Genomic DNA, 24,472 nt, shown 5'->3' with positions numbered 1-24,472 from the left:
AACTATTTATAATTTTTACATTTGTATGTCATAATTTTAGCCTGTTCTGCAAAGCCCTTAACCAGCACCTTGCTATTGCCATATTGGTTTATGAAAACCTTAGCTTGCTTACTCTGTATGGTTACATTAACCGCTGCATTTTCAAAGCAATCTATGTGCAGGTGGCTATTATCCGTTGCTACAATAGTAACTTGGCTATCGTGCCTACACCAGCATTGGTGTATGTTGTAATGTGTGGCTGTAAAGCTCACATTACTACTGCCTAAAAAAGCAGCTTTAGGAGAGGCTGCAACCTCTCCTTTGCTATCAACATACACTCCATACTTTTCGCCATCTTTGCCGATATACTCACGAAAGAACCCCATTCTGGGGAAATCTTTTTGTATGCACGGTTTGATAAAGTAAAAGTATGTATTGGCAAGTTTGGATATGTCCCCTTGCGTGTTATGCACCATACTTATGCTTGCAGCACAATGCCCATGTGCCATTAGCTGCCTCAATACTGCTATTCGTTCCATATTATGTAGTTAAACCTTTTGCTCGTAATGGATTACTTGCAAGTGAAGATTTGATATTTTCAAGTTGCTTGGTAATATCCAGCAGATGCCTATTGTAGCTCGTATTATTGGCAATGGTGCTTAGATATGTTAGAGCAGACTTAACTGTGTTATCTACACCAGTCATTGTAGCCTGTAAGCCTTGCATAACCAACAACTGCTCCATTTGTCTAATACGCATTGTAGTTATCTCTCCTGCAAGCATAGAGGCTGTATCCTCCGTAACACCTTTAATTTGCCCCTCCAGTGTGTTGCTTGCCTTGCCAACTTCATCTTCCATACCTTGAAAGTACTCTTCAAAACCTTTTAAGCCATCTGTAAATGCTTTACCAGCGTTTTGTAACATACGTTTCCAGTATGCAAAATTGAAGCCTACAACACTATTATTATGCGCTCCCATATACTTTGCAAGTGTACTGGTAAACTCATTAACAACAGGCTCTATAAGTTTCAGTTTGAGTGAGTTCTTAACAGCATTTGCAATGGTGGTGTTCCAAATCTTCTCAAAGCTCTTTGTACTATCCTCCATCTTACCGAACGCATCAGCCCAAACATTTGCCAGCTCATTAGCCAAATCACGGAAGTTGGTTTGTACCAAAGATTCTACAATTTCTTGCTCAATCTTTTTTATATCTCGCTCCGCTTGCTCTGCATTAGCCAAATACTCCTGCACTTTGTTATCATCACGGTCTTTCTTTTTCTTACTCCTCTCAAGCCGTGCTAACTCCTCATACTCTTTCTTTTGCTTTTGCAGGTTCTCAATCGCTTTTTGTTGTTCCTTGTAGTAATCATCGCCAACAGCGTTTTCTACACTAAATTGAATTTGGCTATATATACGTTGTAATGCTTGCAGTTGCTTTTCGTGCTGTTTCATTTCGCGCTTAATCCTCCTGCTCGTACTATCGAAAACAGAGATTGCGCTTGTAATGAGGCTGACACCGCCACTGATAATATCCATAGGATTTGAAGTAGCAATACCTTTTGCAAGTGTTGCAGCTCCTCCCATCATATTGCTAATATCTCCCAGCAGCTCCTGTGTTGCTTCATCACCAGCCAGTCCTAAGTCCTTTAAGCCATTGACAATGCTATCAAAGCCATCTTTTACCATTGAGATACTGGCAGCAATAGAGGTAAACATCTTTTTGAATTTTGCAGATTTCTCCACACTACCATCTGCTGCTGCGTTGTATTCTTTAATAGAATTTACAAGCAACTTAAATGGGTTTCTTTCGCCTTGTGTTTGTACCTCTAAATCATCAAGCTGCTTTTGTAATGCTCCTTTAATGTTGGCATCAGCTATACCTGCAATCATAGCACGTAATTTTTGCAGGATATTATCAAATGCAGAGCTACTTAAATATTCTGCATTTTCAAAAAGTTGTTTCCAATCATCTGTTGCCTGTATCCTTGTAGCATCAATTTCAGCAATAGCTTTTCTGCGTGCTTTCTCTGCAAGCATTGCCTGCTCGTTATAGCCGTGCTGTTTTAACCACGTAATTTCTTGCTCATACTTTTGCTCGGTTTCTAACCGTAAAGCTGCATTACTTTTGTAGGTTTCCAAAAGATGTTTTTGTAACTCTTGTGTACTCTCTTCAATTTGTTTATCTACTTGCTGTATCGCTTTAGCTCTTTCCTCGCCTATGAGATTGGTTTTGCCTTGTTGCAGCTCCTGTTTGAGCTGCAACAAATGTTTAATGCTTTCACTTAGTGTGTTACTATTGTCTTTGGCTTTTGATAGGCTCTCACTGAATTTCTCAAATTCAGTTTTAAGCCCCTTAGCAGCTTGTAACTCCTGTTGGAATGTTATGAGGTCGTTACTCTCTGCCTCGTTAAGCCCAGCCGTACTTGCCTCTTTCTCTACAAGGTTTTGCACCTTGCTTTCAAGCCACGCTGTATAAGTATTGCCATTAGATACCAGCTTTTCAAATTGAGCATTAGCTATATCTTCGCCGTATGTGCTTACCCACTTGTAGTATAGCTCATATTGCTTTTTGCGTTCGCTAATTTCTGCCTCTGTAAGCTGGCTTATCTTAATCTCGTAACTGGCATTTTCGTTGGTACGCAAAGCTCTAAAATTAGCCTCTGTTTTAACAGGTATAGCCTTACCAGCTTTTTTGTACTTTTCTGCCAGCTCCTTTTGCTCTTTATCAATTCTTGCCAGCTCTTTTTGGTGTTGAGCCTTAAGCTCTGCTTTGCGCTTCTCAAAGCCATCTTTTATAATATCAAGTCGGCTTTCTTCTACCTCTATCTGTAAGTCAATTTCCTTTTGAGTAATATCTTTTAGTGCATTTTCCCTATCCCTTGCTTGCCGTTCTGCATCTCTTGCAGCCTTTTTAGCAGCTTGCTCTTTGGCTCTGTTTGCAGCATTGGCAATTTTAGTTTGCGTTTTAGGTAATCGGTTTTCGAGTTTTGTAATTTGCTTATCCAAATTTTTCCACTCCGCACTGCCTAATGTAGCCTCTCCACGTAATTTTTTGAGTTTGCCTATCTCATCATTAATGCCATTCTCTGTGTTGAGGTTATTTTGCTTGTTGTTAATGAGGTTATCTACATCACGCAACATAGCCATAGTTTCTGTATAGCCATATAGTTTTAAGTCTATACCAATTTGTGAGCCGTTAAGTTGAGAGGAGAGTTTATGCAACTCGTCCAAACTTAGCTTAGTGATGTCTATCTCATTTTTAAGATTATTGGTAATAGGTTTACCAAACATACTATCCGTTTGGCTGGTTATTAGTTCAATACCTTTATTGCAGGCTTGTGCAGATGTCAGAGTGCTTTGTACAGCACTCTCTACATTACCTTTGAATGCCTCCATTTCTTTGTCCGTTGCTCCAGTTGCCTCTTGCACACGTTCAAGAATGTTAGTTATAAGCTCATTGTAGGCTTTGTTATACGCATCACCTGTAAGCACTTGCAGTTTCTCTGCTCCATCAGTTGCAGCAGTTAGTACGCTTGCCCATAAAGCCTCTGTTGCCCCCTGTATATGCACAGATGCTTCATCAACAACTTTATAAGCCGTTGTTGCCACACCCTCTGGGGTAACATCTATAGTTTCCTTAAGTTCCTTATGACTTGCTTCTTCTGCTGCCTCTTTCAAATCTTTAAGTATATTCTCTTGCTCTTTTGCCAGTTTATTATACTCCTCCTCAATATACTTAGCCTTAATCTTAGCAGCAGTGCTACGCCCGATAGCATCTACAAGCTCATCGTGTTTTTTAGCCTGCTCTTCAAGTCCAGCATTTTCTTTCAATAACTCAATGCTATGCTCTCCGCAAAGGTCGTTTATCTTTTTCAGAGCATCTTTGTACTCCTTAGAGTTTGCAGAGGAGGTTTTTAATATGGCAAAATAAAGGTTTAGCTTGTTGTAGCTCTCTGTTACGGCATCTTGGAACTCTCCTGCAATCGTTGTGTTCTCCTCCTCTTGCTTGCCGAACATCATAAATGCACTTGCAGCAAGCCCTACAAGTGAAATAATCGCTGTAAAAGGGTTTGCAATGAGTGTAGCCCACAAAACCCTTAATTTTGCGGTAAGGAATGTTGTTGCAGTGCTTAGTAGAGTAGAGGATGCGGTTTGCATTGCATCGCTGGCAGCTTTACCCTTTCCTGCCAAAGATGCTTGCTGGGTTGCGAGCGTTGTAATCTTCTGCGTTGTAGCCTCCTTAGCTAACTTTGCAGATTTCATTTCGCTAACAATAATACCATGCTGTTTAAGCTGGTTGTGCTGCTGTTCTTTTAATGCAGCGGCTGCCTCTGTATTACCCTCTTGCTGTGCAAGTGCTATTTGTACACGAGTTTGCTGTATCTTGTTTTGGCTAACCCTATAATCTTGCAGCAAAGAGGCTTCTTTGGCTTTCAACTTAGCAGCCTCTGTACGCAATGCGTTCATACTGGCTGTATTCTCCAGCATTTGCGCCTGTATGCTTTGTTCAATAGCAACACCATAAGCCATACTATTGCGTGTAAGGTCTTGCTTTGCCAAACTCATACGCTGGTCAGCGGTTAATATGCTTTCTGCTGCTGCAAGGTACTCTACGCTTTGAGAGTTTAGGTTTAATCGGCTTAGGTACTGTTGCTGCTCCTGTGTGAGCAATGCAGCAATAGCCTGCATTTTAACGCCTCTCAAAACCTGTTCCTGCTGTTCCAGTGTTAGAGCCTTTTGCAACTCCAGCGTGTATGCTTGATGAGCTTTGCCCATTAGCTCGTGTTGTACAACATAATTGCGTGCGCTCGCATTGAGGTTAGCAAGCGTACCCATACGAGCCTTTTGTACAATCATATCAACCTTAGCCATACCAGTACTCTTGCCCTGCTGTATGGCAACAGTAGCCATAGCCACTTTGTATGTACCATACATCGCGACTAAACCACCTAAAACACGTAATACTTTGTCGTAATTCTCTACCAGTGAGGCAACAACGCTAATACTGCCACTTAATACGCCTTGTGTATTTTGCCCAATATCATTGAGCATCATATCAAAGGCATCTTCAAGGTTAGAGATTTGACCTGTAAGGCTCTTGCTTTGCTCCTCCATCAAGCCATAGAACATACCACCCTCGTTGGTTAAGCTCTCTATGACTTTTTGAACTTCGGGGAAACCTATTTGCCCAGCAGTAACCATAGCATTAACCTCATCAGTCGTTTTGTTAAGCTGTTTAGCCAACTCTTGCACCAAAGGTATGCCACGCCCCATAAACTGCCTTACATCTTGCGTGAACAAACGCCCCTGCACCATAGTAGTACCGTACAGATACACAAGGTCGTTTAATGGTATGCTCAATCCACTTGCTATGTTACCCAATCGCACAAGTGTACCGTTTACATCTTCGGCTGCTGTACCGTATGCCAACAACTGTTTAGCACTTCCAGCAATACCTTTTAGGTCAAATGGAGTAGAAGCAGCCGTTTTTGCCAGCTGGTTCATTAACTGCGTGCCTTGCTCTGCGCTCCCCAGCATTGTATTAAATGCTATTTCAAGTTGCTGGAACTCTCCACGAACACTAATTATATCTTTTACCCAGCTTTGAAGCATAGCACCAATGGCAATGCCTCCAATAGCCTTGCCTATACCCTCAAAGCTGCCAACAACGCTTTGGGATTGCCCCTCCACGTTTTCGGCAAACTGTATAATTCGTTTCTCATCTTTAGCTAACATTTCATTTATGTTGCTATCTCTGATGAGTACATCAAAAGCCAAAGCACCGTTATTACTTTCCACTACTAATGCTATTTATATAGTTAATGAAATCATCTGCATTCTCCTCTGTAAGCTCTATGCTACCATTATCAAACTGGCTACCTCCTGCACTGTTATTTGTCGGCTCATCGTCTATATCATAGCGTGCTTGGTCAGCCAGCATACGCTGCACAACAGCCCACGCAATACCTTTTGTGAGATACTCCCATGTCCAATGAAAGTATGCGCATATAGCCCCACGTTGCCCATACAGACTATTTAAGCCTCTTGGTTCTCCTCTATGCGTGTCGGTATTGTCGTTCTTGCGCTCGATAACAATCGCATAGAGTTTATAAAATCCGCTAAATTGTTTGTTAGGTCTATTGCCTGCACTAAATCAATAAGAGTGCTATTTTTGAGCCAGCGTACGAAAAACTCTGTATGCTCATTTAATAACCTTTCGTTTTCCCAGTCATTACCCAGCACGGCTATTGCTACAATCTTTGCCATGCGCTTGTTATGTGCTGAAAATAGCCTGCGTGCCTCCTGTCTTGGTGCTTCTTTTAGCTTGTTTTCATCAATAATAAGCTCTATATACTCCATAGAGAGCCTATCCAGTGTAAAGGCGGTTGGCTCTTTGACGATGAACTCACGCTGTTTCTCCTCAACAATGGTTTGTGTCTTTTTGAGCCACTTACACCATTGAGATCGTGGTATTTTTACTTTCCGCTTTTCTGTATAGTCCACAACAAAGCTAATCCCTTTATTTATGAGCAGACGTAATTCTTTTCTTTCTGCCTCCAAAGCCTCTAATGCCTTTGTATTATCTTCCATACTTGTACTACTTATAGTAAAAAAGCCCACTATGCAATAAGCACGGTGGGCTTTACTCGGTGTTACCCAATCCCACGTTATCCTGGGAATGTTTTTGTTTTCTTCTTAGCCTTAATGGTGGCAACCCCTGCTTTCTTTGGTTTGAGAGGTGTAACCGTGAAGTCCACAAGGTTAATGCCCTGTGAGGACATTTCTGCGTTAAGCACCGCTTCAATATCCGCACGTGGAATGGTGTAAACCAAACCTACTTCGGGGACAGCTCTAATGCTGGCTTCGATATTCTCATCAACATCACTCCAGCTCCATTCGGCTTCGTCTGCTGAACCTGTAACAGTACCTCCCAAATAGGCTTTGAGAAAATCCACATCGGGGTCCATTATGGAAAAGGTAAGGATAGGTACTTTCTTTTTCCTCTTACGCACTTCGGGTGCGCTTTGTCCTTCCTCGTAATGTTCTGTTACATCTGCTGATTCCTGCACCAACTTGCAGGTGTTTTGGTAGGTCTTGCCAATCTTTTTGTAAGTTTTAGCCTCGCCTCCATCTTGTTCTATTGCACCTACTTGTATTTCGGTCAATCCTAATGAAATTAATCCCATACTTTTACTTTTATAAGTTGTGAAAATTAAATCTTATTTTGAGCCATATACGGTGGCAATGTAGTGCAGCCTCCTCAATGACATCTTGTGCAACGCATTCGAAACTCCCCCAGCTTTCGCTGTAATACTTTCCCAACACCTCGTATGCAAGCCCTGCAAGCTGCTTGATACGCTGCGTGTCAGCATCGGTATTGGAGGCATCGCTTTGCGTTACACAGTCTATCTTATCGGGAACATAGATGTTTACGTTGCTTGTGCCTAATTGCACTGTGCCACTCTCAATAGAGAGGCTGCTAATGGTGCAGTCTTCAACCTTTGGTGGCTGTGTGCGTACAGGTTTTTGGCTTTTCTTTATTACGCCTGTAAGCTCCTTTGCCAGCTTAGAGTTGTTTAATACCACATACAGAATATCGTTCTGTACGGTGTTAAACTGCATCCCTTTCCGCAACACTATTTTATCTACATTTTTATTTGCCATCTTATAAAGCTACCTTGTAAATCTGCTTCTTCAAATCTTTCAATATGGTTGGTATTTTTTGCAAGGCGTATCTCTCTGCGCTATCCAGCACATCTTTGTTAAGGCTCTCAACATAATGAGCATAGTGCATACCAGCTACCACAATCAGCACATAGCCCTTTGTATATTTGGTTGCCAGCTCCTCTGCTAATGCTTGCCCCTCTAAAATGCCACTGTTATTAACAGCAGAAACAATCTTGCTTTGTACACGCTCCTCAAAATTTTTGCAAATAATATCTCCATTACGTACCAGTACATAGCCTATTGAGTTGCGCAAATTACCTGTAATGTCGTTGTACGTTCCTTTCTCTCTTGCAATGCTTACACATTGTTCGCCAATATACTGCATTGTAACCTCCAATGCACGGTGTATGCGTAAAGCATACTGGCTGATAGAGCTGTGTACATCGTCCTTACCGAAATTAGCCTTAAACCCATATTTTGGCATAGTGTTGGTATTTTTTGTAGCGTAATACAGAGCCTACGACTTGAACCTCTCCTGCCTCACTTAATACTCTTACACGTGCATTGAGAGGCACGTTTGGGGAGTGTTTGGGGAGAAATATATTAGAGCTGTATTCAATGGCTTTTGCGTTTACTGTTGAAAGTACTGCACCAGCCTTAGCAGGTTCTTCTCTGCACTTAGAGAGAGTTACCCAAATAGGATTACCGCCTACCAAATCGCCAACCTCATTACGAGTTTGAGCCTCTACTTGCTCTATTTCCAGTAAATCTCTGTATCTACCTCCCATAATTAAAACATATTAGAAGCGTGTGAGAGCGTAATAACTGCATCGGGGACAAACTCGGAGGCATCTATACCGTTGCTGTTGCAGAGGAATAAAATCCTATCTTTGAGCTTTTCGTTATAGCTTTGCGAGTATTCGCCCTCTTTCTCGGAGGTTAGAGTAATATACTTTTGGAGTGTGAATATGGCAGCCAGTGCAATTAAACGCTCATTATCGGGCGTATATTCGTCCTTTATGCCAGCTGTTACCCCTGCTCTTTTGCAAGCAGATAACAATGCTTTTTCAAACTCAAGCTCATACTCATCTGTACAATATGGTTTAACCTCGCAATATATAGCCTCTAAATTTGTCATACCGAATGCTTGTTATTAAAGTCCTCTTACTTGGTAGTTGACAATGCTGTCAATTTCCGTAATAATAGGCAACGCTCTCCAGCTTGCTTGCGTGTACTCTCCTGCCTTTTGCCCTGTGCTTTCGCCAGTTTGCCACTTGGCAATACGCATACCGTTACCAGCATCTGTGTACTGCACGTTTGGCTCTTCAATGATAGCATTGTCCTCAAATGCAGGTTGTACCTCTCCAATCTTGCCAGCAGGCTTAAGCGTAATAACATTATCATTCCACGGATTGATAAGCTCTGTTTTACGCTTGCCGTCCTCTGCAACAGCATTACGCTTGTTAATGAGAGTGATTGCTGGCAATTCAAACTGTTGCAGCATAGCATTGAGTTCAGCAGGTGTTACAGCCTGTCCGCTCTTATCTGTACCCTTAATTGCTCTGCGTACAGCTGGACAGTTAATAAGCCACGCATATACAGATGGCGACATACAGGTTTCTCCAAACACAATGCCCTTGTTTTGGAATGTGTAGCGAATATCTGCCAACTCCTCAAAAGGATTTACCTTGCTCTCATTATCCTTTTCCCAGTTAAAAGCTGCTTGCAGGCTATTGCCCTTTGGCATATTGTAGTCCACCTTGTAGGTACGACCATCGGGATTATTGAGAGTAGGGGTAAATTGTGCTACACCCTTATTTGACATTGCCTGCAAGATGATATGGTCAGCTGTATCCTTGCAACCCAAATAAGCCTCCTTAACCTCTCCCATAAGGATTTTGTACACCTCTTGGAATTTCTGCTGGTCGGTATAACGCTTGCTGCTTGCCTCTAAGATAGAGAGCATTTTGCGCATTTTCTTAGCAGACATACCGAAGCGGTGTCCCATACGGGGGATTTCTTCGCTAAAGGTCTTAAAGCCATCAGTAGGGCGCAACGGAGTTGCTGCATCATTACCAATTACGCTTGCCATAAAGCGCACGTTGTAGGTTGCTTGAATTGCATCTGCGGTCAAATCCATTTGTGGCAAATTGTAGTCGAACCACTTATCAACATACAGCTGCTCAAAAATAGTTTTGTTTTGCAGAGAGGCTTTATCAAAGAAAATTCTCAATGTTGCCAGCAAATCCACTGGAACGCTGGGCAAACTTACTTTACTAAAAATAGAATCCATAGTTATTTACTCCTCCATAGTTTAACGGCTATTGGTATAGCTTACCTTTGTGCCTTTGAGCAATGAACCCTCCATAAGAGTTGCAGGAACAGGGGGAACTCTACGAGCATACACCTCTCCATTGCCACTATCACGAGTAACATCAATGCCTGTGTCTGCCAACTCCTCCTTAATCTCTGCATCAGAACCCTCTCCAATGGTAATAGAGTTAGGCTCTGCAACCAGTTTCACATTAGCTTCGTTGGCTACAACCTCAAACAGAGCATCACCAACAGTAAGCCCCTCAATAGCTTTGTTCAATGTGATTTGTACCCCTGCTTCTGTATTAGCAACGGCTGTAATCTTAGGACAAACTGCAAGTGTTGCAGCCAAATCCTTTGCTACAATGTCGCCAACAACAAACAGAGGTTTGCTAAACTCATCAGCCTCAAGCGTAACCTTTTTAGTATCGCTTGCGATAGCCACAACTCTTGCGCTCTTAATGAGCGTTACCAAACGTGTTGCCTCATCAACATACGCCAATGTGCCAAAAGGCACAACTGCACCAGCAGTAAGGTTTGTTTGGGCTGGATTGAGCGTAAAACCTCCTGTAACCTTTACAGGTGGCATAGTGGCGCAATGTCTATCACCACCATAGTTTTGGAATTTACGTTTCATACCACTTGTTTTAATAATTACTTAGCATATTCATTTAGCATAGTTTCTGCCAAATCACTCTCTGCTTTTTCTCTTGCTTCTTTGGAAACACTGCTATCAACAGGCTTTAAGCCTCTATCTACAAGGCTTTGCTTGTATTTACCTAAATACTCCCCAACATTGACATCTGCTGGAATTGTAACAAACTCCATATCTGCCTCTGTTAGCCCCAGTTTTTGCATCTCGCTCGCAATTATAACATTGCGCTGGCTTTCGCCCAACTGCTTTTGCAAATTGCCGATAACTGTGTTTTGTTCCTCAATCTTTGTAGAGAGATTTTCGGTTACTTTTTTGATAATAGCCTCAATGGAAGCCTCATTCAGTTTTTCCTCTTGCTGCTGTTGTGGTTTGGGGTTCTTGTTTTGCGCCCATCGGGTTGCCTCTCCTTGCATTGTTTTAAGGACAGGCAAAAACTCATTTGCACGTGTTTCAATAGCCTCGTCTGTTGCATCATCTGCCAAACCATTGCTTGCAATGCCAGCAATTTTTTGGATAGATTCTTCTGATAGCCCCATGTCCTTGCATTTTGCTACCAATGTTTCCAGTAACTTTTTGTTCATACTATACTAATTTGCTTTATATCGGTGGCAAATATAGTCTTATTTGCTTTAAGCGTGTATATAATAAACGTACAACTTTTGAAAGTGATTTATAGCCAGTCAAATACGAAAACTGTTACCAAAGGTTAAATTATTGGATTTATTCATTTGAATGTTTGGCGTATTGACTTCTTCAACCTACATTTGCATCAAATTAAGCGTGAATATACAAAACGCTTTTAAGGACAAAAGTTGAATAAATAAATTATAAAGCAATGACAAATGAAGATTTTAGCAACGCTGTTGCACTGGTAAGCGAAAGCCCTAACATAAAGGTAGCTTTTAATGTGCCTGTTAAAGACCATTACGGCAATGTTTATAAATTGCTCATACTTGAGAGTAATGCTACTATAATTAGTAAGCTCATAGAGGCTGGTTATAGTTTGAGTATGTGCGCAAAAGGTTTGGTGGTTGATAAATTTTAATGGTATGGGACAATTTAGCTGGATTACACAAGACACGAAACATCGTATTGTAAACGATGAGCCTTTTACAGTGTATATGGTAGATGATAAAGGCAAGCGTTATAAGGAAACCTGTTATGAGGGTTACGGAGTGTTTGGAGGTAAAGACTATTATGAGTTGCTGGCAGAAATGAATGGCTATGGCTCGGATAGAGAAAAAGGTATTGAGCTTGCGTTTGAGGGTGCGCCTTGTGGAGATAACCCAAATGTAAAACACCCCTCCATTACAGAGAGTGGGGAGTATTACGGAGGTGTAGCACCCAAAGCAGACCCCGAACAAGGTTTCCCTGCATACATTGATGATGACGACTGGGAGGATATAAGTGGGGAGTGGGAAGATTAGGTAATACTTTTATAATTACGGAATATGGTAAAAACAATCAAAGCAAAAGTACGTGTAAAAATTACTACTGAATTTGGTAGGTATTGCTTAGATGAGATACACGGCTTAAAGGAGGGTACAGAATTAGAGGGGAGGTATAACCCAAAGAACAAAGCATTTGATTTTACTTGGAAAGGTACAGATGCTATGTTGTGGGTGGGGCAAAATGCAGAGTTAATAAGTTAAATACAGGGCTGGTGTAAGCCAGCTCTATAATACAAAAATAGTATGACAACAAAACAGTTAAACAAGGCATTGGAAATTGTGCGTATAGATGGCGTACAATTTAATACTCCAAATGGAGTAGCTAAAATATATGGCTATGGCTTTTATGTTGATGGCAAAGGCTACTTGCAATTTAATAGCGATGTAATACCTTATACACCTTGTGGAGGTAAGGAGGCATTAGAAAGCATCGTACAAGCTGGTGGCTTTCTCAACTATAACAATATCACATTTGTACAACCAATTAAATAATATAGCAATGGAAGAGATTACACGTAGAGCCTCTGTAATGGCACTTAAAGACCTTGCGTACAGAGCGCACCAATGGACGAGTTTCCACCCCGAAAAGCGTGGAGAAATGTTATTGAATGATTGTGAAATGGAGTTGCAGGCGTATTTGGCAAAGTTGCCAGCAGAAATGCACGAACATTTTGAGCAACGCTATTTGGAATTGTACGCTAAATGGCTTAGTGCTTGTAGCCGTTGTATCTCCTCTTTTATAACTGGACCCGCAAAGTTCCCTGTTAAGCGTGCAGAGAAACTTAATAATTGGGAGCGTGGTGCAAGGGAAAAACTTGAAAACTGGGCAAAGAGGTTTGTAGATAGAGTTTGTAACCCCACACAACACAGGCTTACTGGCTGGGCTGAAATAGAACGCCTACAAGACAAAGTAGAAAAGCTAACTGCATTGCAGGAGGCTATGAAATCAGCCAATAGCGTTATACGCAAAAAGAAGCTCACAGAGGAGGAGAAATTAGATGAGTTGGTAGCTCTTGGATTTTCAGAGGCAAATGCTAAAACGCTACTCGAAGAGCCTCAATACTCATTTATGCGCAAAGGCTTTCAGCAGTACCAGCTTACAAACAACCTTGCTAAAATCAAAGATGCCCAGCAGCGCATAGCACGCCTACAAAATATGGTAGATAGAGAAGATGCAGAGGGTATGGTTAATGGTGTGAGGGTTGTTTATTGCTACTCGGAGGAGAGATTGAGATTGTACTTTGATGGCAAACCCGATGGAGAAACCATAAGCAAGCTAAAGAAAGCAGCTTTTAAGTGGTCGCCTCACAATGGAGCTTGGCAAAGGCTGCTTACAAGCAATGCGATATATGCAGCAGAGAGAGTGCTGGGAGTAGAGAAATTAAACATAGGTAAATAACAAGATGCAAGGTGTGCCAAAACAAGGTACGCCTTGCTACAATAACAAAGGTATTATGATTATAAGAACCAATTTAGAGATAGATAGAGCCATAACTGCTATTAGTAAGCGTTTGGAGGATAAAGCAATGAGCAAAGCCTGTAATGCAGCCGTAAAAGAGGGGTACACAGAGGCGTTGGCTATATTGAGAGAGCAAAGAAATGGCTATGAAGGTATAGCTGAAAGATGCCACACCATACAAGGCAGAGCTATTGCAGTACTGGCAGTTGATTTCTTGCGTGGAGAGTGTAATAAAAAAGTGTTGTGTAATGTGCCATTAAAAAAGTAAGGTATGGAGGAAAGTAAGTTTATACTGGTAGAGTTAAAAACGCCCTATATGGGGCAAACAAAGTGGTTATTTGGCAGTAAAAAAGCTATATATGATACGTTGCCAGCCAATGTTGTTGGTATAGCTCTTACCACTCTGCAAAACCGCTACAACTTAGAGGAGGTTTACGAGAACCCCAAATGCACGATGCAGAAATTAGTATTACATAGAACGATAACAAATAGAGGAAAAAGAAAATGATAGGTTCAGTAATTGGAGATTTGGCTGGTAGTACATACGAGTTTAAGCCAACAAAGGATTATAATTTTGAGTTTATGCCTAACGGTAGTGAGATAACAGATGATAGCATTATGAGCTTAGCCATAGCAGAGGCAATTATGCGCAATCAACCTTATGCAGAGCGTATGAGGTACTGGGGGCGCAAGTACCCCAATCCCAAAGGGGCGTATGGTGGCTCTTTTAGTGCTTGGTTAGCCTCTCCAACGCCTCAACCATATAATAGCTTTGGTAATGGCTCTGCAATGCGTGTTGGTGCTATTGGCTGGGCTTTTAATAGCTTAGAGGAGGTGCAAATGGAGGCTTATAAAAGTGCAGAGTGTACACATAACCACACAGAGGGTATTAAGGGGGCTGTTGCCACTGCTACTGCAATTTTTATGGCACGCAAACGATGCTCAAAGGAGGAGATTAAGCAGAAGATAGAGCAACAGTTTAGCTATGATTTGAGTTTTACGCTTGATGAGATACGCCCTACATACAGGTTTAATGAAAGTTGTATGGAAACAGTACCACAAGCAATAAAGTGCTATATTGAGAGCAAAGACTTTGAAGATGCGGTAAGGCTCGCTGTTTCGCTCGGAGGCGATGCTGATACGCTGGGTTGTATTACAGGTGGTATTGCAGAGGCTGGCTATGGCACAGAGAATATGCCAACAGAGTTTATGCAGGCTGCACTTATGGCATTACCAGCCGACTTGCACGATATTTTGATTAGATTCTATCAACGTTTTGTGTAGTTTTACTATTATACGGTGCATTTGTTTGGAGTACTCAATAAATAGAGCTATCTTTGCAGCATGTTTGGGTTTGAGGTTTGTACTCAACTCTTACAGCATACATACATTATAGCCAATTCGCTGTCGAAATCACCACCTCGAAAAGAATACAGGCTATATACCTATCCAATGGGCAAATTGTATCTACTCATAACGTAGAGCTTGCACCAACGGATAGGTAGGTTTGTGGTGAACCTCGACAGCGAATGGTACGGCTCTACGTTTCTGCGTTTAGCACCTTTGTTGAGCTTACCAGTAGGAGAGGTAAAATTACAAACGTTAAACAAAGAATAAAAACTATGAAGAGATTATTTTTTATTTTTAGCCTCATAGGGCTATGTTTGGCTTTTGTTTCTTGCTCAAAGGAAGAAACAGAGCTAAAAACCATTACTAATTTAAGTGGTATAACTTGGTATAATACACACGTTTTATTCCACGAAACAGCAAAGGGGGAGAGTAAGGGGTATCAAGATGCAGGTAAAATAGAAACTGGGCAATCTTTTACTGTAAATACAAGTCTTGAGTATTTCCATATATTTGCAAAAGACCAAAAAGGGGCTGGATTGTTTTCTGACACACTCCGTTTTGTAAATGGCAAAGCTACTGTTTCATATACTAACATCAATAAATAACATAAATCTATGAAATTAAAAACTTACACATTGTTAGCATTGGTTGGTGTGATGTTACTGCTACTTTGCGCTATGTTTTCTTTTGTACATAATATCACAGGGGCTACGTGGAATGCTACTACTATACTGGTAAACAATGCTGCTCATTTAGTTGCATATAGTCTTATCGCTTTGTTTTTCTACAAATTATATAAAAACCAAAATTAAAATGGAAGATACGAACCAAATTCTTGGCGTGCAAGAAACTCCCAAAACTGGCAATAAAGAAGATATGCCATCTTATCCAGCAGAGAGCATACTCAAAGGGGTTGCTGTTGTTGTACTGGTTGTAGGAGTTTTAGCAGCTATTATATTGCTTGTTACTATGGGTTGGGTACAAAACCCTAAATATACCTATCATAAAGAGATGATATTTAACCCAATGGGCTTTGTTATGGCAATTATAACATTATTGTCCTCAATAACGACTTGGGCGGTGCTTAATGTTTTGAGCAATATTTCTATTAACTTGTTTGAGATTAAAAGCAACCTAAATAGTTAATATGGGTTAAATGGTGATTACTTCCAAAAGTTGTATATACAACCTTTTGGGTTGTAGTTAGGTTGTATTATATTTGCAGGTGTTTAGCATTTGCAGTAAGGTAGGAGAAGCTGCATTGCTGCAAAAGGATATTAAGGAGCTTAAGCTGTTGTTGTACATCTCCTACATTAGTACACACAGCTTTTGCTCCTTGTTTATTTTTAAGCACTTGCAGTATGAGTAATTTATCCGTATTTCAGTACAGCGATGCACCTGTAAGTTTTCGTAAAGAAACAGGGTGCTTGTATGTAAACGCAACCGAAATGGCAAAACCTTTTGGAAAGCGCACAAGCGATTGGTTGCAAAATCAAACATCAAAAGAGTTTATAAACGCATTAACCGAAGTGAGAAAAAGCGTTTCGGCTGATTTTCAAGCCATTAGGGTTGTAAAAGGTGGAAGTCCATCACTACAAGGCACTTGGATGCACGAAGATGTTGCGTTGGAGTTTGCACGCTGGTTAAGCCCTGCATTTGCCATTTGGTGTAATGATAGGATTAAGGAGCTACTCCAAATAGGATTTACAGCTACACAACCCACAATTGAGCAGCTTGTAGAGAACCCCGACCTAATTATAGAGGTTGCAAGCAAATTGAAAATGTTGCGCCAACAAAATACAGAGCAACAAAGGCAAATAGCAATTCAGAATAGGCAAATAGAGAGCCTTACAACGGAGGTTGTAGAGCTACAAAAGAAAACGGATTATATAGAGGTTATTTTGAGTAGCAAGGAAACTGTAACCATAACTCAAATAGCACAGGACTATGGTATGAGTGCAAAAGCCTTTAACAAGGTGCTGGCAGACCTCAAAATACAGCGTAAAGTAAATAAACAGTGGGTACTTTACTCTCCATACATAAGTATGGGATTTGTACATAGCAAAACAATACAAATAACACATCACAATGGTACTATTGGTACAGTACAGCATACAGAATGGCGACAAAAAGGGCGTTTATTTTTGTATGAGGAGCTTAAAAAACACAATATATTACCAATGATAGAGCGTAAATGATTTATTTAGACTAACTTTGCAGGCGATGGATAAAGAATATAGGTACTACAAAGGAGAGCATACCAATCCTTTTGAGGAGGTAAACGACAAACAAGGGGCTTGGTGTATGCGCTATAATGAAATAGCTGCAATGTTTTGGTATGTGGAATACTACTGGGTTAATGGAGCTGAAAAATATAGCAAATTGGAGGAGCGTAATCCTGCATACTTCTTTGAAAAATACAAAGAGCCTCAAAAAGAATTTGCAAACATTATAGATGCAATATTGGAGTTCTCTACTCATTCTTTTGCTCATAAACTCATTAAAAATGGCTGTAAGTTATGGGTTGAGTACTTGTATAAACACGGTATAGAGGAGAGGTTTTATAATCCTCAATTTGAGGTAACAAAGGATTATCCAACATATTTTAGATGGTATAAAGGAGAGGCTACAAATCCTTGGTCTTACTTAAAATCAGACAAAGAGGTAAATGCTGGCTTTTGGTGGGATTTTGAATTTATGTACCTCAAACAGCATTTTGGCAATATGCCCAGTATAGAGGTATTTACTCAACACCTTAAAGGGTATTTGTGTAACATAGAGGCTAATAGCCTACATTTTACAGAGCCTCAACAAATCGTATTGGAGCAAACAAGCTATATGGCAGAATACCCGAAGCAGTAATACACGCTTCGGGTATTCTCGTTAAAGTATTTCTTCTAACTCAACACACCAGCTACCAACTCTTGCAATGTCGGGCTTAGTAGCTTTGTACACCCTCAATACACGGAATTTGCTACCAGCTCTAAATACATATTCGTCCTCTCCCATAAAACGGCTAATAGGATTAACATCAACACCTGTTTTACCTCTTACAAGAAAGGTTAAATCTGTACCAAACCCATCGGCTACTCGTATATCCCTTGTTGTACTCATAGGGTTTAAACTAATCCATTCCTTGCCACTGTTATAAGCACTCTGTATATCTGCCAACATTTGTTGTGCAGCAGGTTTGCTTAAACGCACCCCTCTATATGTATGGCTATTGTATCTTGGCATCTTTTCACACACACCATTATAGGCTTTTAGGTAGTCCTCTATGAGCTTTACAAATTCATGATATACACCAGCTTGTTTCATTTTTGGCATTGCCCAGTTTATCCAATCGTCAGCTTTATACGCATACTCATTAACAAAGTTACTACCTGCTGTGTACCTACGTAATATAGAGAGTTCTTTTGCTGGTAGCCCTATTTTTTTAGCATAACTTTCACAGGCTGCACTTTCATACTCTCCACCTATTGAACCACTATACACTCCAAAACCATTGGTATTGGTTTTGTGCGTTAAATAGTCTTTTATGGCTTTCTTAACCTCTGCATCTGTATAGCCTCCTATATGTGGCAATTTTGGGTTAATACTTTGGTACTTTACACCCAAATCTGTTACATAATCAGCCAAAGCATTTTGAGCTTGTAGAACTGCACTTGCTCGATAATCTCCATTATTATTTAAGAGTGCTTTTTGAAATTCAGCGTGCAGTCGGTTATACTCTTTTGCCTCTTGTGCAGAGTACACCGATGTCATATCATATTTACTTGTACTCCCTTTGCCAATACCTTTTTTAATTAGGCGTGCTAAACGCTCTTTGTTTAACCTATCAATTTCTTTTTGTGCTGTTTCTAACTTAGCCTTAATAGCACTCTCATCAAGCATTTGGCTGCTCATTAGTTGCTGTAATTCTGCTACTAATGTTTTTACCTTTGTACTTTTTGTTGTTTGAGCAAAAACAATGGCTGCATCAACATCGGGTTGCAGAGCTTTTATAGCAATCTTTGTATTATATTGCTCCTCCAGCTTCTCAAAGAAATATATAAACTTTTGGGTTGTAGGGTATTTGTTAGGGTTGAGTTTGGCATAATACAACTCCTTTTGGATAACCTTTTTAAGGAATAGCTCATCGGTGTCATAAATGCTTGACTTGCCGATGTGCTTTGCCCAGTTCTCCATAAATACCTTTGCATTAGCCTCTCCAAACTCCAATGTAAGCCCATACAGGTTAGGCATATTCTCATACTCTGCAAGTGCCAGCTTCTTAGCCCCTGCCATCTCTTTTGCCAACACCTTAGTAGCCTTGCTAATTTCTATGCTGCTCTCGCTCTTAACGATTGCTTGTAGTGGTGCTGTATCAACGCCCAGTAAACCATAATGCCATTTATTGGCTGCGTTTATAACATTGTTGGCAGCCTTAACAGCTTTCTTATATGCTGTAACCTCTGCCTCAACTTGTGTTTTAATCTCTGCAATACTCTTTACAAAGCTGCTCCCATCGTTTACCACCTCCAACGTATAATGCGTTATATTGGTAGTCTTGCCTGCGTGGGTAATAGCCTTAACCTCCTTGCCTGTTACTTTGAGTTTAGTATTAGGTAGGAGCATTGCCGTATGTTCTCCTCCAATAGTAGTTTGTAGGTATCTACTGCCAGCAGGTAGCTTTATAACACACGTTGCACCTGTATCAGCAGCGATAGAGCCATTTTCAAGCGCAACAGAGCATAAATTACTATAATTCGTACCAATATACCGACTGCTGGCAAATAAGCCTGTGTCGCCCTTTATTGCAGCTCCCAGCGCATCATTATCTAATACGGCTACAAATTGTACCTCTGTTTTGCTTGCAAACTTAGCTTGAGTGGCTATCTTTTCCAACTCTGCAAGCTCTTTTGTGTTTATATATGTTGAGAGGGTGTTATTACCCTTAGCAGCCTCTTGCATTATAGCAGCCAATTCTTCTTTGTCTGCCAACTTGCTTAACTCCTCAAACTGCACGCCTGTTGCTGGTGGGGTTGTGCAAATAGGGAAACCTCCTGCTTTGCCAGCTTCAACATAATTGCTACATTCTGCAAACTCCTTAGCTGTGAGCGGTTGCACTTTGTTTATAGCATCAAGCTGCAACTCTTTATTGGCTAATACTTTCTTAAAGTTTGCCAGCCCAGCCTCATTTTTATGCTCCCTTAACCACTTAAAACCTTTGTCTATTTCTCCATTCTTGTAATTATCAGTTATAAAGTAAGGCAAAGAGGCTGCACTTCGTATGCGCTCCTCATTATTTGCTATCCAACCAGTAAAGCCTGCTGGTACATCTGTAATTATACCAGCAGGTGCAAACGCACTTGTGTCCTCTCCGTTAAGTATAGTCTCTGTTAGCTGTCCCAGCTCGCTATCTTTGCAGAGTATAGGCACAATGTAACAATAGCAGTGAGGATGCCAGCCCTTAAAAACAAACCCTTTGGGGTACTTACCCTGCAAATCATCGCATATATCAGTACAAGGGTGGTTATGGCTTAGTTTTACCTCATAGCCCAGCACAAACTCCATTTGTTGCCAGCGTGTAATGTCGGCTGTCCTGTAAGCCATATTAGTTTCAGTTCTTGCCAAACGCATAGCGTTCTTGTAACTGCTCCTATACACACCTTGCCCAGTATGGTAATTCTTTGGGTTATCGTCCACCCAGTAAAAGGTATCTGTTTCCTTATCATACCTCCTGCGTTTCCATTTGCGCCCATAAATAGGGTTGCCCTCCTCGTCCTCTCCAACCTTATAACGGAATCTACGGAAGAGGTCATCGGGGTTATTAAGGTACTGCTTAACCTTGCGATTGAGCGTGTCAGAGCTTAACCCTTGCCCTATACCCAAATCAAGTGCCACCTCAAGGTCTGTTTTAGCTTGCCCTACATACTGCCAAACACGTTGGGAGAGATTCAGCCCGTCCTGCCTGCGCTCAAAAAAGCTGTTCATAGCCTCTTTGTTGCGCTGAAAATAGCGTGCATAGTGCTTATCCTCTATGCTATGTTTGCCAAACAAGCCCTTAACCAGCTTATCGGTTGTGTCGTTGGCATAGTTCCACTCCCTTACAATGTTACCTCGCAAGGATTGGTACACCTCGCTATATAGTTGCCTTAGCTTGGCTTGAACGGCTGGTGCTATATCTTTATAATCCGCAAATGCAAATGGCTTATCCTCGTTAATATCCAGCTCCTCACACATAGCCACTATTTCGCTTATGCGCTTCTGGAAGGTATCACGCACGGCAAGCGCATACCACTCGGTACGCTTGCCCAGTTTAGAGTATATGTCTTTATAATCTAATTTTGCCATTGTATAAGTGTTTGTTTATAAATAGTAGCACCAGCGCAAAAAAGTTTTATTACTCGTAATTGAATACGCTATTTTTTGCCGTTTCTGCCTCTTTTGCCTCTTTCTCTTCCTCCTCTTTCTTGATGCGCTCTTTCTCCAACTGCTTATCTCTTACCATTGGGTTAATCTCAACAAATGTTTCGGTACTCAAACCACCTGCTTGCTTAACCTTAATTGCAGTTGTCATAGCCTCAACAATATCCTCTCCAAATGGCTCTTGGTACTCGTGCTTTACTTTGAGCTTCATAAGCTCATCGTACAGCTCAATGTTGGTAACATTGGCAAGTATAGCTATAATGAGGTTGGCTGTACGCTTGAGGTAATCATCGTGTGTTTCCTTACGCATAGAGGCTTTTACCTCTGCAAGCACCATCATTTGTTTTAGAGCCTTAGCAGATACGTTGGTTAGCTTGCTCATCGTATCGAAATCAATGTTAGGCGTAAAGGTATTGCGGAAGATATGCCTTTCGTTATCCTCGCTCTCTTGCTTTTTAAGCTCATTAGCCGTATCGGGTACAAGGTATTTAAGCTCTCCCTTTTCTCCCAGCACATACAATTTGTTTTCTGTGTCCTTTTCGGGCAAACCCTTTACAACATCAGCAGTAGCCACCAGTGCAGGGTCTGCCATATAGTCGTTTACATCGGCTGTACGGCTTTTCATATACTCTTGGCGTTCCATAATGGCAGTAGCTCCGTCCCATTCCTTTTCCTGCTCAAAGAGTATAATAGGCTTTTTACCTGCATAGTTGATTTCTTGTTCAACCTCCCAGCCCATAGAGGCACGTTTGCAATGGTATGTGTAGTTGTCGGTGTATATATCCACATAATAGCTTGTGCTATTACCTCTATCTCTTAGGTAATAGCCTCGTGCAAAGTACAATAGGCGGTCGTACTGGTCTTTAATGTAGTAAATATCATCGCCCAGCGATTTTGCCAATACCTTAATGAGGCAATCAGCTTTACCCTCCTTGTTGCGGTAACAGTGAAAGAGCAATGCACTCTTTTTCTCTGCACCTGCCAAACGCTTTGCCTGCCTAATGCGTGCGTTAAAGTGTGTATCATCTATAAAGTCGGTATAAGCCTTGTAAGCCCTATCCGTTTCCTTTGAGCATTGTACCCACTGTACAGGGCGACCATAAATGAAAACAACAGCCATTTCGTTAATGTACTTTGGATAGGAGAGTGGGAGTTTCCACCTTTTAACCCAGCCTGTAAAATTGCCGTTCTTATCAAAAGTAGCCTTATCCATACGCTCCATAATAGGGTGCGTTTCAATGTTATATTCTTTGAGAGCTTTTGTTTGCTCGATATTGTCGTTACTCATTAAGGATAACGCACCTCCGATGTTGCCAGCATTTACAAGCTCCTCAAACGATTGCTGGTAGCCAACAGCCGTTTTGAATTTGCTAAAAAATAAATCAATAACACTCATATCTATGTTGGTTGTTGCCTACCTGTTGCAGTTTTCATTTCTATGCACAAGCCGTGATACCCTTTCGCTGGGTACATAAGTACCAAATCGGGGAAACCTGCTCTTGTACCCATTTTCTTGAACCTTGCAGCTTCTCTTGCATTTCTCCTGCCACCATTTGGAGAGTGGTGCAATAACTTTGAGAGTTTTGGGTATTGCATACCAAACCAATTTACGCAAGCTATTTGCAATTCGTCTTCATCGTGTTTCATATTCTTGCCTCCTTTCCTCATAAACCAGTAATACATCTTCAATGTTGCCGTTTGCATCAAGCTGGCTTTGTATGCGAGTTATAACAACTCCCAACTCATCGTGTAATTTCTGCAACATAGCTGTTGTTATTTTGTGCAGTGTTTTGTTTAACTCCTCCTGTGAGAGCTGCACCTTACATTCTATTGCTGCCATAGCCTAAAATGGTAAATCATCATCATTGTTGTAATTATTCACTGCTGCCTGTTGTACAGGTTGTGGTTCTGCTTGTGGTTGTTCAGCCTTACCTCCACTATTGGAGAGCAAAACAATCTTTTCGCAAATAACCTCCGTAATGTAGCATTTTTGCCCATTCTTGTTATCATAGCTCCTTGTTCTCATTTTGCCCTCAATGTACACCTGTTGCCCTTTCTTCAAAAAGCGTTCTGCAATAGAGGCGTTACCGCCCCACGCTACAATGTTATGCCATTCTGTTTTCTCTTGTATCTGCGTACCATTCTGCATTGTGTATGCTGGCTCTGTTGTAGCGAGTGTGAACGTAGCAACCTTGTTTCCGTTGTTTACTTGTTTTATTTCGGGTTGCTTACCTAAATTACCGATAAGCTCAACCCTGTTTAGACTTCCCATAATCTTGTTTTTTGTTTTTGGCAATAGTACTATTACTTAGTATATAATATATATAATACTTATATACCCTACTACTGTAATACTTACTCTGTAATAGGCTCTTTGAGGGCATTGTTTGTAATGCGTTTGTACACCTCATAAGTGAGGTATATATCGTACATTGCATCGTGCAATTTCTCCTCCTCAATCTTTATCCCAAACGCTTGTGCAACGGTGCAGAGCTTAAAGTTTGGCATGTGGCTTCTCACTTCCATTAGTGCCTGTGTAGCCAACACCATTACATCAATAGCCGAACTCCAAAACCAACTGCCAAAATAGCTGTCCCCATTTTGCACAAACCACGCACGCAAAAACTGGTTATCAAAACTGGCATTGTTATAGCCACAGAGGAAAAACTTATCAGTTTTGTTGTACTTATCAACGTACTTACCCAGCATCTGTACAAACTCACTGTACACCTCCTGCATAGGTGGGTACAGTTGTATCTCCTCCTTTGATACTCCTGCCACTTGCAAAGCCTCCTCTGTTATGTCGGCTTTTGGATTTGGGCGTACCTTGTAGTTAAAGGTTTCTTTGATTTCTCCATCAATTATCACCATACCGCTAAACTGGTGTACTCCATTCCTCCAGTACATTGTACCTGTTGTTTCAAGGTCGTAAAATAATTGTTTCATTGTTCATTAAAAAGTTTTGGCTGCTGTTTATCAAGCAGCAAGTTATTTACTCTGCTAATCTCATCATCAACCTCCTTTTCTAATCTTTTACTATCGTTTAAGATATTAGAGGTTCTATATTTGAAATACTCCTTTTGAGCCTTTCGCATACGCTCAACCAGTCTAAAAAACTGGTATGCCTTTTCTTTACTCATTTGTTACCTCATTAACTTCTTGTTTTATGTGCATTTTGTGTACAAA

Annotated in this window: 30 protein-coding genes; 12 read left to right on the top strand and 18 right to left on the bottom strand. The window is 40.9% G+C overall.

All coding sequences use genetic code 11. The features are described from left to right. Nucleotides 1–2: 2 nt before the first annotated feature. The 11 genes from P150_RS0115480 to P150_RS16985 form a co-directional block, all read right to left on the bottom strand. Nucleotides 3–518 carry a hypothetical protein gene (locus P150_RS0115480; protein WP_028898490.1) on the bottom strand — a complete coding sequence of 172 codons (516 nt, stop codon included), beginning with the start codon at nt 516–518 and terminating at the stop codon, nt 3–5. A 1-nt stretch (nt 519) separates the two neighbouring features. Continuing rightward, the gene (locus P150_RS0115475; RefSeq protein ID WP_028898489.1) at nt 520–5,778 is read right to left on the bottom strand and encodes a tape measure protein; all 5,259 of its coding nucleotides are present in this window, start codon (nt 5,776–5,778) and stop codon (nt 520–522) included. A gap of 237 nt (nt 5,779–6,015) precedes the next feature. Next, nucleotides 6,016–6,570, bottom strand: coding sequence for a hypothetical protein (locus P150_RS0115465; RefSeq protein WP_028898488.1), 555 nt, complete (start codon nt 6,568–6,570; stop codon nt 6,016–6,018). A 77-nt stretch (nt 6,571–6,647) separates the two neighbouring features. Continuing rightward, on the bottom strand, nt 6,648–7,166 hold the full coding sequence (locus P150_RS0115460; protein ID WP_028898487.1) for a hypothetical protein: 519 nt from the start codon (nt 7,164–7,166) through the stop codon (nt 6,648–6,650). A gap of 10 nt (nt 7,167–7,176) precedes the next feature. Further along, nucleotides 7,177–7,644 (bottom strand): hypothetical protein, encoded by a 468-nt coding sequence (locus P150_RS0115455; RefSeq protein WP_028898486.1) that lies wholly within the window; start codon nt 7,642–7,644, stop codon nt 7,177–7,179. Nucleotide 7,645: 1 nt separating this feature from the next. Then, nucleotides 7,646–8,131, bottom strand: a complete 486-nt coding sequence (locus tag P150_RS16710; protein ID WP_051617663.1) for a hypothetical protein — start codon at nt 8,129–8,131, stop codon at nt 7,646–7,648. Then, nucleotides 8,112–8,435 (bottom strand): hypothetical protein, encoded by a 324-nt coding sequence (locus P150_RS0115445; protein WP_028898485.1) that lies wholly within the window; start codon nt 8,433–8,435, stop codon nt 8,112–8,114. The genes P150_RS16710 and P150_RS0115445 overlap by 20 nt, the downstream gene beginning before the upstream one ends. A 2-nt stretch (nt 8,436–8,437) precedes the next feature. Continuing rightward, nucleotides 8,438–8,785: a DUF6706 family protein gene (locus P150_RS0115440; RefSeq protein ID WP_028898484.1), complete on the bottom strand. Its 348-nt coding sequence runs from the start codon at nt 8,783–8,785 to the stop codon at nt 8,438–8,440. Nucleotides 8,786–8,800: 15 nt separating this feature from the next. Further along, nucleotides 8,801–9,940: a major capsid protein gene (locus tag P150_RS16705; RefSeq protein WP_081819347.1), complete on the bottom strand. Its 1,140-nt coding sequence runs from the start codon at nt 9,938–9,940 to the stop codon at nt 8,801–8,803. Nucleotides 9,941–9,961: 21 nt separating this feature from the next. Beyond that, nucleotides 9,962–10,597: a hypothetical protein gene (locus tag P150_RS16700; RefSeq protein WP_051617661.1), complete on the bottom strand. Its 636-nt coding sequence runs from the start codon at nt 10,595–10,597 to the stop codon at nt 9,962–9,964. A gap of 17 nt (nt 10,598–10,614) precedes the next feature. Beyond that, a complete protein-coding gene (locus tag P150_RS16985) occupies nt 10,615–11,196 on the bottom strand; it encodes a hypothetical protein (RefSeq protein WP_051617660.1) in 582 nt (193 codons plus the stop codon). A 254-nt stretch (nt 11,197–11,450) separates the two neighbouring features. Here P150_RS16985 and P150_RS0115420 point away from each other — a divergent pair, with 254 nt between their 5' ends. The 12 genes from P150_RS0115420 (at nt 11,451) to P150_RS0115365 (ending at nt 17,737) form a co-directional block, all read left to right on the top strand. Beyond that, nucleotides 11,451–11,660, top strand: coding sequence for a hypothetical protein (locus tag P150_RS0115420; RefSeq protein ID WP_036932259.1), 210 nt, complete (start codon nt 11,451–11,453; stop codon nt 11,658–11,660). Nucleotides 11,661–11,664: 4 nt separating this feature from the next. Then, a complete protein-coding gene (locus tag P150_RS0115415; RefSeq protein ID WP_155953035.1) occupies nt 11,665–12,042 on the top strand; it encodes a hypothetical protein in 378 nt (125 codons plus the stop codon). Nucleotides 12,043–12,066: 24 nt separating this feature from the next. Beyond that, nucleotides 12,067–12,267: a hypothetical protein gene (locus P150_RS16690; RefSeq protein WP_036932258.1), complete on the top strand. Its 201-nt coding sequence runs from the start codon at nt 12,067–12,069 to the stop codon at nt 12,265–12,267. A 42-nt stretch (nt 12,268–12,309) separates the two neighbouring features. Beyond that, nucleotides 12,310–12,558, top strand: a complete 249-nt coding sequence (locus P150_RS0115405; RefSeq protein WP_051617659.1) for a hypothetical protein — start codon at nt 12,310–12,312, stop codon at nt 12,556–12,558. 7 nt (nt 12,559–12,565) lie between these two features. Further along, entirely contained in the window at nt 12,566–13,465 is a 900-nt protein-coding gene (locus P150_RS16980; RefSeq protein ID WP_051617658.1) for a hypothetical protein, read from the top strand. 55 nt (nt 13,466–13,520) lie between these two features. Next, nucleotides 13,521–13,793: a hypothetical protein gene (locus P150_RS0115395; protein ID WP_028898480.1), complete on the top strand. Its 273-nt coding sequence runs from the start codon at nt 13,521–13,523 to the stop codon at nt 13,791–13,793. A 3-nt stretch (nt 13,794–13,796) separates the two neighbouring features. Further along, nucleotides 13,797–14,033, top strand: coding sequence for a hypothetical protein (locus P150_RS0115390; protein WP_028898479.1), 237 nt, complete (start codon nt 13,797–13,799; stop codon nt 14,031–14,033). 20 nt (nt 14,034–14,053) lie between these two features. Then, entirely contained in the window at nt 14,054–14,809 is a 756-nt protein-coding gene (locus tag P150_RS0115385) for an ADP-ribosylglycohydrolase family protein (protein WP_231477622.1), read from the top strand. Nucleotides 14,810–15,147: 338 nt separating this feature from the next. Further along, nucleotides 15,148–15,480: a hypothetical protein gene (locus P150_RS0115380; protein WP_155953034.1), complete on the top strand. Its 333-nt coding sequence runs from the start codon at nt 15,148–15,150 to the stop codon at nt 15,478–15,480. Nucleotides 15,481–15,688: 208 nt separating this feature from the next. Next, on the top strand, nt 15,689–16,021 hold the full coding sequence (locus P150_RS0115375; protein WP_028898476.1) for a hypothetical protein: 333 nt from the start codon (nt 15,689–15,691) through the stop codon (nt 16,019–16,021). Between the two features lie 215 nt (nt 16,022–16,236). Beyond that, nucleotides 16,237–17,073, top strand: coding sequence for a phage antirepressor KilAC domain-containing protein (locus P150_RS16975; protein WP_051617657.1), 837 nt, complete (start codon nt 16,237–16,239; stop codon nt 17,071–17,073). A gap of 25 nt (nt 17,074–17,098) precedes the next feature. Next, nucleotides 17,099–17,737 carry a hypothetical protein gene (locus P150_RS0115365; RefSeq protein WP_028898475.1) on the top strand — a complete coding sequence of 213 codons (639 nt, stop codon included), beginning with the start codon at nt 17,099–17,101 and terminating at the stop codon, nt 17,735–17,737. A 21-nt stretch (nt 17,738–17,758) separates the two neighbouring features. Here the strand turns inward: P150_RS0115365 and P150_RS16970 are convergent, their stop codons facing one another. The 7 genes from P150_RS16970 to P150_RS16665 form a co-directional block, all read right to left on the bottom strand. After that, a complete protein-coding gene (locus P150_RS16970) occupies nt 17,759–21,211 on the bottom strand; it encodes a hypothetical protein (protein ID WP_051617656.1) in 3,453 nt (1,150 codons plus the stop codon). A 49-nt stretch (nt 21,212–21,260) separates the two neighbouring features. Next, nucleotides 21,261–22,682 carry a phage portal protein gene (locus tag P150_RS18085; protein WP_028898474.1) on the bottom strand — a complete coding sequence of 474 codons (1,422 nt, stop codon included), beginning with the start codon at nt 22,680–22,682 and terminating at the stop codon, nt 21,261–21,263. Between the two features lie 2 nt (nt 22,683–22,684). Then, nucleotides 22,685–22,933, bottom strand: coding sequence for a VRR-NUC domain-containing protein (locus P150_RS17890; protein WP_036932420.1), 249 nt, complete (start codon nt 22,931–22,933; stop codon nt 22,685–22,687). Next, on the bottom strand, nt 22,920–23,126 hold the full coding sequence (locus P150_RS0115345) for a hypothetical protein (RefSeq protein WP_028898473.1): 207 nt from the start codon (nt 23,124–23,126) through the stop codon (nt 22,920–22,922). The genes P150_RS17890 and P150_RS0115345 overlap by 14 nt, the downstream gene beginning before the upstream one ends. Before the next feature lie 3 nt (nt 23,127–23,129). Further along, complete coding sequence (locus P150_RS0115340) at nt 23,130–23,558, bottom strand: single-stranded DNA-binding protein (protein WP_036932254.1); 429 nt, start codon at nt 23,556–23,558, stop codon at nt 23,130–23,132. An 83-nt stretch (nt 23,559–23,641) separates the two neighbouring features. Then, nucleotides 23,642–24,232 (bottom strand): 3'-5' exonuclease, encoded by a 591-nt coding sequence (locus tag P150_RS0115335; protein ID WP_028898471.1) that lies wholly within the window; start codon nt 24,230–24,232, stop codon nt 23,642–23,644. After that, entirely contained in the window at nt 24,229–24,426 is a 198-nt protein-coding gene (locus P150_RS16665; RefSeq protein WP_036932253.1) for a hypothetical protein, read from the bottom strand. The genes P150_RS0115335 and P150_RS16665 overlap by 4 nt, the downstream gene beginning before the upstream one ends. Nucleotides 24,427–24,472 lie beyond the last annotated feature (46 nt).

This window comes from Prevotella sp. HUN102, assembly GCF_000688375.1.
In the GTDB taxonomy this organism is placed as follows: domain Bacteria; phylum Bacteroidota; class Bacteroidia; order Bacteroidales; family Bacteroidaceae; genus Prevotella.
Note: the sequence above shows the minus strand (reverse complement) of the source record. Positions and strands in the feature narration are given on the sequence as shown.

Bases quoted from the DNA above. Each gene is read 5' to 3' on its own strand.
- P150_RS0115365 (WP_028898475.1), top strand. From the start codon at position 17,099: ATGGATAAAGAATATAGGTACTACAAAGGAGAGCATACCAATCCTTTT.
- P150_RS0115480 (WP_028898490.1), bottom strand. From the start codon at position 518: ATGGAACGAATAGCAGTATTGAGGCAGCTAATGGCACATGGGCATTGT.
- P150_RS16970 (WP_051617656.1), bottom strand. From the start codon at position 21,211: ATGGCAAAATTAGATTATAAAGACATATACTCTAAACTGGGCAAGCGT.
- P150_RS18085 (WP_028898474.1), bottom strand. From the start codon at position 22,682: ATGAGTGTTATTGATTTATTTTTTAGCAAATTCAAAACGGCTGTTGGC.
- P150_RS16710 (WP_051617663.1), bottom strand. From the start codon at position 8,131: ATGCCAAAATATGGGTTTAAGGCTAATTTCGGTAAGGACGATGTACAC.
- P150_RS0115405 (WP_051617659.1), top strand. From the start codon at position 12,310: ATGACAACAAAACAGTTAAACAAGGCATTGGAAATTGTGCGTATAGAT.
- P150_RS0115440 (WP_028898484.1), bottom strand. From the start codon at position 8,785: ATGACAAATTTAGAGGCTATATATTGCGAGGTTAAACCATATTGTACA.
- P150_RS0115415 (WP_155953035.1), top strand. From the start codon at position 11,665: ATGGGACAATTTAGCTGGATTACACAAGACACGAAACATCGTATTGTA.
- P150_RS0115460 (WP_028898487.1), bottom strand. From the start codon at position 7,166: ATGGGATTAATTTCATTAGGATTGACCGAAATACAAGTAGGTGCAATA.
- P150_RS17890 (WP_036932420.1), bottom strand. From the start codon at position 22,933: ATGAAACACGATGAAGACGAATTGCAAATAGCTTGCGTAAATTGGTTT.
- P150_RS0115395 (WP_028898480.1), top strand. From the start codon at position 13,521: ATGATTATAAGAACCAATTTAGAGATAGATAGAGCCATAACTGCTATT.
- P150_RS0115465 (WP_028898488.1), bottom strand. From the start codon at position 6,570: ATGGAAGATAATACAAAGGCATTAGAGGCTTTGGAGGCAGAAAGAAAA.
- P150_RS16975 (WP_051617657.1), top strand. From the start codon at position 16,237: ATGAGTAATTTATCCGTATTTCAGTACAGCGATGCACCTGTAAGTTTT.
- P150_RS16665 (WP_036932253.1), bottom strand. From the start codon at position 24,426: ATGAGTAAAGAAAAGGCATACCAGTTTTTTAGACTGGTTGAGCGTATG.
- P150_RS0115345 (WP_028898473.1), bottom strand. From the start codon at position 23,126: ATGGCAGCAATAGAATGTAAGGTGCAGCTCTCACAGGAGGAGTTAAAC.
- P150_RS16700 (WP_051617661.1), bottom strand. From the start codon at position 10,597: ATGAAACGTAAATTCCAAAACTATGGTGGTGATAGACATTGCGCCACT.
- P150_RS0115340 (WP_036932254.1), bottom strand. From the start codon at position 23,558: ATGGGAAGTCTAAACAGGGTTGAGCTTATCGGTAATTTAGGTAAGCAA.
- P150_RS16690 (WP_036932258.1), top strand. From the start codon at position 12,067: ATGGTAAAAACAATCAAAGCAAAAGTACGTGTAAAAATTACTACTGAA.
- P150_RS0115390 (WP_028898479.1), top strand. From the start codon at position 13,797: ATGGAGGAAAGTAAGTTTATACTGGTAGAGTTAAAAACGCCCTATATG.
- P150_RS0115375 (WP_028898476.1), top strand. From the start codon at position 15,689: ATGGAAGATACGAACCAAATTCTTGGCGTGCAAGAAACTCCCAAAACT.
- P150_RS0115445 (WP_028898485.1), bottom strand. From the start codon at position 8,435: ATGGGAGGTAGATACAGAGATTTACTGGAAATAGAGCAAGTAGAGGCT.
- P150_RS0115420 (WP_036932259.1), top strand. From the start codon at position 11,451: ATGACAAATGAAGATTTTAGCAACGCTGTTGCACTGGTAAGCGAAAGC.
- P150_RS0115380 (WP_155953034.1), top strand. From the start codon at position 15,148: ATGAAGAGATTATTTTTTATTTTTAGCCTCATAGGGCTATGTTTGGCT.
- P150_RS16985 (WP_051617660.1), bottom strand. From the start codon at position 11,196: ATGAACAAAAAGTTACTGGAAACATTGGTAGCAAAATGCAAGGACATG.
- P150_RS0115335 (WP_028898471.1), bottom strand. From the start codon at position 24,232: ATGAAACAATTATTTTACGACCTTGAAACAACAGGTACAATGTACTGG.
- P150_RS0115455 (WP_028898486.1), bottom strand. From the start codon at position 7,644: ATGGCAAATAAAAATGTAGATAAAATAGTGTTGCGGAAAGGGATGCAG.
- P150_RS16980 (WP_051617658.1), top strand. From the start codon at position 12,566: ATGGAAGAGATTACACGTAGAGCCTCTGTAATGGCACTTAAAGACCTT.
- P150_RS16705 (WP_081819347.1), bottom strand. From the start codon at position 9,940: ATGGATTCTATTTTTAGTAAAGTAAGTTTGCCCAGCGTTCCAGTGGAT.